The 9,388-nt window shown below is 66.0% G+C and carries 10 protein-coding genes; all 10 read right to left on the reverse strand.

Annotated elements, in window-relative coordinates:
* Positions 1-6 precede the first annotated feature (6 nt).
* Positions 7-216 (reverse strand): hypothetical protein, encoded by a 210-nt coding sequence (locus tag HMPREF3115_RS03635; RefSeq protein ID WP_006402909.1) that lies wholly within the window; start codon positions 214-216, stop codon positions 7-9.
* A 37-nt stretch (positions 217-253) separates the two neighbouring features.
* Positions 254-538: a hypothetical protein gene (locus HMPREF3115_RS03640; protein WP_006407336.1), complete on the reverse strand. Its 285-nt coding sequence runs from the start codon at positions 536-538 to the stop codon at positions 254-256.
* Positions 539-855: 317 nt separating this feature from the next.
* On the reverse strand, positions 856-1,080 hold the full coding sequence (locus HMPREF3115_RS03645; RefSeq protein ID WP_006402907.1) for a hypothetical protein: 225 nt from the start codon (positions 1,078-1,080) through the stop codon (positions 856-858).
* Positions 1,081-1,612: 532 nt separating this feature from the next.
* Positions 1,613-2,098 carry an SRPBCC family protein gene (locus tag HMPREF3115_RS03650; protein ID WP_065496901.1) on the reverse strand — a complete coding sequence of 162 codons (486 nt, stop codon included), beginning with the start codon at positions 2,096-2,098 and terminating at the stop codon, positions 1,613-1,615.
* On the reverse strand, positions 2,076-2,438 hold the full coding sequence (locus tag HMPREF3115_RS03655; RefSeq protein WP_006413246.1) for an ArsR/SmtB family transcription factor: 363 nt from the start codon (positions 2,436-2,438) through the stop codon (positions 2,076-2,078). The genes HMPREF3115_RS03650 and HMPREF3115_RS03655 overlap by 23 nt, the downstream gene beginning before the upstream one ends.
* 94 nt (positions 2,439-2,532) lie before the next feature.
* Positions 2,533-3,696, reverse strand: a complete 1,164-nt coding sequence (locus HMPREF3115_RS03660) for an aldose epimerase family protein (RefSeq protein WP_070553456.1) — start codon at positions 3,694-3,696, stop codon at positions 2,533-2,535.
* Between the two features lie 541 nt (positions 3,697-4,237).
* Positions 4,238-5,536 (reverse strand): MFS transporter, encoded by a 1,299-nt coding sequence (locus HMPREF3115_RS03665; protein WP_006410639.1) that lies wholly within the window; start codon positions 5,534-5,536, stop codon positions 4,238-4,240.
* A gap of 120 nt (positions 5,537-5,656) precedes the next feature.
* Positions 5,657-6,799 carry a mandelate racemase/muconate lactonizing enzyme family protein gene (locus HMPREF3115_RS03670; protein ID WP_070553457.1) on the reverse strand — a complete coding sequence of 381 codons (1,143 nt, stop codon included), beginning with the start codon at positions 6,797-6,799 and terminating at the stop codon, positions 5,657-5,659.
* A gap of 403 nt (positions 6,800-7,202) precedes the next feature.
* Positions 7,203-8,057, reverse strand: a complete 855-nt coding sequence (locus tag HMPREF3115_RS03675) for a 3-hydroxybutyryl-CoA dehydrogenase (RefSeq protein WP_053298932.1) — start codon at positions 8,055-8,057, stop codon at positions 7,203-7,205.
* Between the two features lie 49 nt (positions 8,058-8,106).
* Positions 8,107-9,300, reverse strand: coding sequence for a beta-ketothiolase BktB (bktB, locus tag HMPREF3115_RS03680; protein WP_053298944.1), 1,194 nt, complete (start codon positions 9,298-9,300; stop codon positions 8,107-8,109).
* Positions 9,301-9,388: the final 88 nt, after the last annotated feature.

Raw genomic sequence — 9,388 nt, forward strand, 5'->3', positions numbered from 1 at the left:
AAAACGTCAGCCGAGCCGCGTCATCACGGCGCTCGCAATTTCGTCGGATTCGAACTCCGTATAGCCGGAGCCGATCGTTAGCGCACGTACCGCCGCGAACATCCGGAACTCCTGCTGATGCGCGAGCGCCGAGTCGCCGACGCCGGACGGCAGCGCCGTATCGGTTCCGCTTACTTCGCCGCGCCGGATCAGGTCGAGAAGATCGTCGATGATCATGGATGCCTCCGAAGGCCAGGATGTGTTGCCGGTCGCGTCAAAGCGTGTCGGCAAAGAAGCCCGGCTTGTCGCGGTTATCGTCGATGATCGTTTCCGCATAGCGCAGCGACGCGCGGCGCGCATCGCCGGCCGTATCGAACGGCGACAGCTCGGCAAGGCGGAACGTCTGGCTGCGCGTCAGCATGTCGCCTGCGCCGCGCTGGCAGATCTTCACGGCGGCGTCGAAGCCCGCGTCGTAGTTGTGCGCGCTGCCGAGCTGCGCCGGCACGTGCGGATAGATCAGCGGATAGATTTCGAATCCGCGATAGAGATGCATGCTCATGGTGAACTCCTGAGGCTCGTGGCGACGAATCGCGCGGACGAGCGCGTGCTGCCGGTAGCGCCGATGCAGGCGCGGCGGACGGGATAACGGGACGACGATGCGCGTGGCAGAGGCGCGACGCGGTAAAGACAGCCGATGGAGGGAGGAGCGGTCGAACAGCAGCGGCGGCTCGGAGAAGTTCATCATACGCGCATCGGCCGCTGCGCGCGCGGGTTATTTCCGGCGTCGCGCGGCGCGTGCAAGACGTCGCAGCGAGGCTGCCGTCGCCGCATGCGACGCGCTCGCAGCGCGGACGGTTCGCGGACCGACTGCGGCGCTCAGCCGCGCGTATCGATCCAGTTGCGTGCCCAGCGCGCCGAGTGGCGCAACGCGGCTTCCTCGCTGCTGAAGTAGTCGAGCGAGTAGAACTCGTAGCACGTCGGCTCGGCGCGGCAGCCGGTGCGGCGCAGCGTCAGGTTCGACGAGAAGCTTCCGTCCGGAAGCCGATGAGCGGAAGGGGCGACGGCATAGCCGCCGTAATGTTGGGTATTCGTTGCTTGCATGGTGATTCAAATATCTCGGTGTTGGCGACAAGAACGCGCCGGCAACCCCGATGAATTCGGGAACCGGGCGATTCGAGCGAGTGCAATCCGCAACACGTGGACGAACGTGTACCAGGCTCGCGTGAGCCTGTTCCGTTGTTGCCGTTGAACCGTTCGATGATGCCGATATCCGTCACGTGGCGCCGCAATGCATTGCAGATGCATGCAGTTACGCTACGCCGCCGACGGGGCATCGGAAAAGGGTCAAGGAGGGAGAGGACAACAGATGCCGCGGCAAGGCGGCAATGACGAGCAGCAATCGCGCTTCTTGAAGATTTCAACGGCGGACAATACGTGGTACCGACGATACTGTCAAGCGATTTCGCGCTGTGACGTCGTTTTCTGCGATTTTCGGGTTCCGTCGCACTGTACGAGCGCGTGCGGCGATGCGGCCCTTCATGCCATCGTCCGGATCCCGAAGCAAATGCGAACGCGCCCCGCGTGCGGCGATGCGCGCTCGTCGAACGTCGAACGTCGAGCGCGAAAGCGCGCATCAGCGCAGCGTGCAGGCCAATTCGTCGAGCTGCGTGATCACCGTGTTCCAGCCGTCGAAGAAGCCGAGCTTCTCGTGCTGCTCGCGCGATGCGTCGTCCGGATGCATCACGTGCGCGACGTAGCGCGTGCCCTCGCCCTCGTCGGTCATCGTGATGATCGCGGTGAAACCCATCCACGGCGTATTCGGGCGCCAGCCGGCCGTCAGCATCGAGGTGAACGCGAGACGCGACTGCGGCACGATCTCGAGAAAGCAGCCGGGGTTGTCGCTGATGCCTCCGTCCGGCCCTTTCATCAACGTATGAAACGCGCCGCCCGGTTTCAGATCGAACGCGAGCACGTCGGTGGTCCACGGCTTCGGACACCACCACAGCTTCAGCAGATCGGGTTCCGACCATGCGCGCCACAACGCGGCGCGCGGTGCGCGCAGCACGCGCATGATCATGAGGTCGCGCGAGTCGGCGCTATCGGCGGCGTTTCGGGTCATCGGCTTGCTCCTGTTGATGAAGTCGTTCGACGAATTCGACCATGCGATCGGATCGCGCTTCCCACATCGCGCGCTGCTCGGCGAGCCAGCGCTCGGCTTGCTGCAGCCGCTGGGGCTGCAGTTCGCAAGTGCGCGTGCGGCCGGACTTCGACGTGAGGATCAAGCCGCTGCGTTCGAGCACCGTCAGATGCTTCATGAACGAAGGCAGCGCCATGTCGAACGGCGCGGCCAGCGTCGAGACCGTCTGCGCACCGCTCGCCAGCGCGCAGACGATCGCCACGCGCGTCGGATCGGCCAACGCGTGGAAGACGTCACCGATCGACGACTGATACTTATCCATGCGGCTAAGTATAGGCGTCGGGGCGCGCGTGTTCAACCGGAACTTGATGCGGGTGCTGCAGCGGCTGTCGAGAGAGTCAGAGGACGCTCACGCGTCATCGTGCGCCCACCTTCCACAACGTCACTTCGTGCCACGTCTGGCCGGGCTTCAGCACGGTCGTCGGGAACGCCGGATGATTCGGTGAATCGGGGAAATGCTCGGCTTCGAGCGCGAACGCATCCGTTTGCCGATAAACGGTACCGCCCTTGCCGACGACGCTGCCGTTCAGGCCGTTCGACGTATAGAACTGCAGCCCGGGCTGCGTCGTGTATAGCGCGAGAAAGCGGCCCGACGCCGGATCGTAGGCGCGCGCCGCAAACGCGGGCGCCGCTTCGCCACCGTGATCGAGCACCCAGTTGTGATCGTAGCCGTGCGCCATTGCCAGTTGCGGATACGCGCTGCGCAAGCGTGCACCGATCGGCGTAGGCGCGCGCAGATCCATCGGCGTGCCGGCGACGCTCGCGAGTTCGCCGGTCGGAATCGACGTCGCGTCGGTCGGCGTGAAGCGCGACGCGTCGATCTCGATCAATTGCCGCTCGACGCTGCCGCTGTCGTGCCCGGCGAGATTGAAATAGCTGTGGTTCGTCAGGTTGACGACGGTGTCCTTGTCCGTCGTCGCGCGATAGTCGATGCGGATCACGTCGTCGTTCGTCAGCGTGTAGGTCACGTCCGTCGTCAGTGTGCCGGGAAAGCCGTTCTCGCCGTCGGGGCTCACGTAGCGCAGCGTGACGCTCGCACGCTGGCCGTCGCTGCGTGCGGCGGTGACCGTCCACACCTTCGCGTCGAAACTGTCGGGCCCGCCGTGCAGCGTGTTGCGTCCGTCGTTGAGCGGCAACTGCCACGTGTTGCCGTCGAGCGAGAAACGTCCGTGCGCGATGCGATTTGCGTAGCGGCCGATCAGCGCGCCGAAATGAATGTTGCCGTTGTGCGCTTCGTAGTCGGACAGCGAATCGAAGCCCAGCACGATGTCGGCGACCTTGCCGGTTCGGTCCGGCACTTCGAGCGCCGTCACGATGCCGCCGTACGTGATGACTTTCAGCGTCACGCCGTGCGCGTTGCTCAGCGTGTACTGGCTCACCGCGCGACCGGTGCGCGTGATGCCGTAGTCGCTGCGGTGGATCGCTACGTCCGCCGACGGCGATGCCGCGTTCGCCGCGGTGCCGACTGTTGCGTACAGGAAGATCGTAGCGATTGCGCGCTGCAGCCAGAGTCGTTTCATCACAAGCCTCCGAAGCGGTTTCGTTCGTATCGCGGTGCGCGTCCGTGCGTTGCGGAAAGCGTGTGCTGTGCGCAAGTTGTATGCCTGCTGGCGTCTTTGCGATGCGTGAGCGCGTGCGTCGACGCGGGGCGGCATGTGAGCGAATAGAACGGATAGAGACGCGGAAGTTCAGCGGTACGCTGCGGCGGGTGGGCGGGAGGTCGTCGCGCGGCGTGGAAGGCGGGAACGGGCGACGTCATGCCGACGGTTGTTCCGCGCGGATTGCAAGTGTGCGCGTGCTGTGTGCGGGCGAGAGCGAGAAGAATCACGTTTCGATATTGCGCACGCGTTGCGCGTATGCCACGAGAGAGGCCTCGTCCCGCCTCGCGCAAGGGCATAGCCGTTGCAGCGCGTCTTCGGGCGCTCAGGCATCCGGCCAAGCCGTTCGACGATCTCGCGCCGTCGCGCCGTCAGCGCTCGAAGATGAACGCACATCCGCTCCGCCCTTCAGTGGGCACGGAGCAATCGCGACGCGCCGACCCGCGCGAGCACATACGCGCGACTAAACCGCGCCGCGCATCTGCGCGACCGTGCGCGGCCGCACCGCGACCGTCAGAATCGCCGCGCCCGCCAGCGCTGACGCTCCCGCGAGCACGAACGCGCCCGCATATCCGCCACCGTATTGCACGAGCCAGCCGGTCAGGCTCGGCGACAGAATGCCGGCGAGATTCGCGAGCAGGTGCACGAAGCCACCGGCCGCACCGACGCGCTCGCGCGGCACGATTTCCTGCAGCAACGACCAGCACGCTTGCGGCGCCATGAACGCGAACAGGCTCGCGATCGCGATCAGCGTGACGGCCGCACCGAGGGAATTCACGCGCGACGCGAGCAGCACGCACGCCGCCGCGACGCCGAGCCCGACGACGATCACGATCTTGCGTGCGAACAGCACGTCGCCGCTGTGGCGGTAGATGCGGTCCGATACAGTGCCGCCGGCGACGAAGCCGACCGTCGCGCCGAGCCACGGCAGGATGCCGACCACGCTCATCTGCTTGATGTTCAGATGCTGATAGTCGGTCAGATAGCTGGGTAGCCACGACAGGAAGAAATACAGCACGTAGTTGAAGCTGAAGAACGCGAGCGCGACGCCGAGCACCGGGCGCGACAGCAGATAGTGCAGCAGCGGACGTGCCGCGTGCGCGTCTGCTGCGTGCACGTCGCGCGTGCCGTGTACTGCGTCAACGCCGCGATCCGCTGCGATCTCGCGCGCCTCTTCCGGCGACACGCGCGGATGCGCGGCAGGTTCGTCGCGGAACAGCCGCCACCATGCGACAAGCCACAGGAAGCCGAGCGCGGCGATCACGACAAACGACACGCGCCAGCCGAACTGCAACGCGACGAGGCCGACGATCGGCGCAGCAATCGCCGCGCCGAGCGGCTGCCCGGCGTTCGTCCAGCCGACCGCTCGCCCCGCTTCGCGACGCGGAAACCAGTTCGAGATCGCCTTGTTCGTCGTCGTTCCCATCGGCCCTTCACCGATCCCGAACGCGACGCGCACGACCAGCAGATGCACGAACGACCCGGCCAGCGCGGTTGCACCGCAGAACAGCGACCACACGCCGGCCGCCCACGCGAACACGCGGCGCGGCCCGAAACGATCGGCAGCCCAACCGCCGACGAAACAAAACACGCAATAGCCGACGAAGAAGCTGCTGAACAATACGCCCATCTGCGCATCGCCAATGCCGAGATCGCGCTTGATGATCGGTGCGACGACCGACAATGCAGCGCGGTCCAGATAGTTCAGCATGCCGGCGCCGAACAGCAGTGCGCCGACCCACCAGCGGTATCGTGTTTTCATGTCGTCTCCTGTTGACCGGGCGGGCGGCGCTGCCGGGTGCCCCGGTTCGATGTTTTGCGACCGCGCGGCCGATGCCGGCAACCGCTTCGCGATCTTCGCTCCAACGCGCGGCTGCGCTGTTCAGCAGATCGTTGCGTGCGCAATCATATTGCGCGCCAGTACCGCGTCGTCCGGCACGAAGCCGAGCCCCGGCATGTCGGATAGCCGCAGTCGCGCACCGGGGCGCTGCGCGTCATGCAGCCGTTCGGGCCAGTCGAGATACGGAATCTCGAGCGCGACGTCGACCGGCAGCGTCGCGACCAGATGTGCGGTCGCCAGCAGGCCCGCGCCATAGTAGAAGCAATGCGGAACAACGCGCACGCGGTGCTGCGCAGCCAGCGCGATGACCGCACGCATCGCGGTCGGTCCCCCGATCTTCGCGACGCTCGGCTGCGCGACATCGAGGGCGTCGTGTTCGAACAGATTGCGAAAGCCGGCGACGCCCGATGCGTTCTCGCCGGCCGCGACGCGCACGCCGGTGCCGCGCACACGCGCGATCGCGCGCGCGTCGTCGCACGGCCATACCGGCTCTTCTATCCAGCCGAGCCCGAGATCGGCCAGTTCGCCGACGCGACGCACGGCTTCGTTCGCGGTCCAAGGACAGTTCACGTCGACCATCAGCTCGCCGCCAACCGGCAATGCATCGCGGGCGGCCGCGATCGCCGCGCGTTCAGTCTCGTGCAGCTTGATCCGCCGAAACCCTTCGTCCCATGCGCGCCGCACGTGGCGGGCGACTTCGCCTGGCTCGTTCTCGTAGCTGACGAGGCTCGCGTACACGTCGATCTCGTCGCGCCGTGCGCCGAGCCAGCGATACAGCGGCTGCCCCGCGTGCTGCGCGGACAGGTCGTGCAGCGCAGTATCGATCGCGGACAGCGCGTACAGCACCGGCCCGGTTCGTCCGAACGCATGCAGCGCGCGGTCGGCCGCGTCGCGCAATGCGCCGATCCCGCCGGGCGTCGGTTCGAATTCGGCGCCGCGGAACCAGCGCCCGACGGGGCCTTCGAGCGCGGCGAACGTGACGGGATTGATCAGATGGCCAAACGCTTCACCCCAGCCGACGCGGCCCGCTTCGTCGGTGACCTTGACGAGCAGCGATTCCATCCGACGCAGCGATCGGTCGGCGGCATTGTAGGTGTCCGCGGCGGGTGCCGACGTCGGGGCGGGGCGGCGGCCCGCGTCGAATGCGAGCGACAGGCGAATGACTTCGATGGCGGCAATTCTCACGAGCGGATTCTCGAGGGGGTGACGCTGCGACGGCAGCCCATATGATCTGTCATCATATGACTAACGTCGCGAAAATACAAGGCAAAGCCGAAACAAAGCCGAGATTTTGAGCCGGAACGCGAATTGTCCAAGCAGTTTTGTTATATGACGTCTTATGTGAACACTCTCCCTCGTATAGCAAGCGCGTCCCGGCGACACGGTACTCACGGCCGCGATAGACATGGCTACAGCGGTCGGGACCGCGTTCTTCGCAATCTTCAAGCGGCACTTCGGCATGTCGCCGTCGGCGTTCTACATGTAGCGCGCTTCGGCGCTGCGCCCTTTCGGATGCGCGGACGCCGCGCCGCCCAAACGCATACGGCCGCCCGAAGGCGGCCGCATGAAAACGGAAAACGCGTGCCGTCTACTTGCTGTAGTCGTACACCCCCCGCCCCGTCTTCCGCCCCAACCGCCCCGCCGCGACCATCTCGCGCAGCAACGGACACGCGCGATACTTCGGATCCCCGAAGTCCTTGAGGAACACGTCCATCACGGCAAGACAGACGTCGAGTCCGACGAGGTCCGCGAGTGCGAGCGGCCCGATCGGATGGTTCGCGCCGAGCTTCATTCCCGCGTCGATCTCCTCGGCCGACGCGATCCCTTCCGCGAGCACGAAGAACGCTTCGTTGATCATCGGCACGAGAATCCGGTTCACGACGAAGCCGGGCGCGTTACGCACGCCGATCGGCGACTTGTCGAAACGCTCGGTCAGCGCACGCACGGCCGCCGCGGTCGCATCGCTCGTCTGCAGCCCGCGGATGATCTCGACGAGCGGCATCAGCGGCACCGGGTTGAAGAAATGCATGCCGACGAAACGCGACGGATCGGCGAGCAGCGCCGCGAGTGCGGTGATCGAGATCGACGACGTGTTCGTCGCAATGATCGCGTCGGGCCGTGCGACCGATTCGATCTGCTTCAGAATGCGGCTCTTCAACTCGACGTTTTCGGTCGCGGCCTCGATCACGATGTCGACCGACGCGAGCGTCGCGTAATCGGTCGAGGTCGAGATGCGTGCGAGCGCGGCATCGCGCGCGGCGGCGGCGAGCTTGTCTTTCGACACCAGCCGCTCGAGGCTCCCCTTCAGCGTCGCGAGTCCCTTCTCGAGCGCGGCGTCGGTGACGTCGATCATCACGACGTTGAGTCCTGCAACGGCGGCGGTCTGCGCAATGCCGTTGCCCATGGTTCCGGCGCCTACGACGCCGACGGTTTCGATGGCCATGACGATTCCTCGTATTCGATGCGTGTGTGCGGGTTGGAGCGGTCGATTATCAGATGTTCTCGAAGATCGCCGCAATGCCCTGCCCGCCGCCGATACACATCGTCACGAGCGCGTACCGCCCGCCGATGCGCTTCAGCTCGTACAGCGCCTTCACGGTGATCAGCGCACCCGTCGCGCCGATCGGATGACCGAGCGAAATACCGGAGCCGTTCGGGTTGACCTTCGCCGGATCGAGGCCGAGCTCCTGCGTGACGGCGCAGGCCTGCGCGGCAAACGCTTCGTTCGCCTCGATCACGTCGAGATCGTCGATCTTCAGTCCCGCACGTTCGAGCACCTTCTGCGTGGCCGGCACCGGGCCGATCCCCATGTACGCGGGATCGACGCCTGCATGCGCGTAGGCGACGAGACGCGCGAGCGGCTTCACGCCCTGCGCGCGCGCCGCATCGCCGCTCATCATCAGCACGGCTGCGGCCGCATCGTTGATGCCGGAGGCGTTGCCGGCCGTCACCGTGCCGTTCTCCTTCGCGAACACCGGACGCAGTTTCGAGAAATCCTCCGCGCTCGCCTCGTGGCGCACGTGTTCGTCGGTGTCGAATGCGACCTCGCCCTTCTTCGTGCGAATCGAGATCGGCAGGATCTGATCCTTGAAGCGCCCTTCGGCGATCGCGCGCGCCGCGCGACGGTGCGATTCGAGCGCCAGCGCATCCTGCGCGTCGCGCGAGATGCCGTATTTCGCCGCGACGTTCTCGGCCGTCACGCCCATGTGGATTGACTGGAACGGGTCGTGCAGCGCGCCGAGCATCATGTCGACGAGCTTCGCGTCGCCCATGCGCTGGCCGAAACGCGCGGCCGGCACGCTGTACGGCGCGCGCGTCATGCTCTCCGAGCCGCCGCCGATCGCGACGTCGGCATCGCCGAGCAGGATCGTCTGCGCCGCGGACACGATCGCCTGCAGGCCCGAACCGCAGAGCCGGTTCACCGTCAGCGCGGGCGCGTGCTGCGCGACGCCGCCGTCGATCGCCGCGACGCGCGCCAGATACATATCCTTCGGCTCGGTGTTCACGACATGGCCGAACACGACATGGCCGACGGCGTCGCCCGGCACGTTCGCGCGCGACAGCACTTCACGCACGACCTTCGCGCCGAGCTCGGTCGGCGAGAAATCCTTCAGGCTTCCGCCGAAATCGCCGATTGCGGTACGAACACCGCTTACGACCACGACTTCCTTCGCTGCATTGCTCATCGTCTTGCTCCGGTTCGTTCGCGCACGCCCATGCATGCACGTGATGCGTCACATGTTTGGATAATTCGGCCCGCCGCCGCCTTCGGGC

This window comes from Burkholderia sp. HMSC10F09, from assembly GCF_001806955.1.
Taxonomy (GTDB): domain Bacteria; phylum Pseudomonadota; class Gammaproteobacteria; order Burkholderiales; family Burkholderiaceae; genus Burkholderia; species Burkholderia multivorans.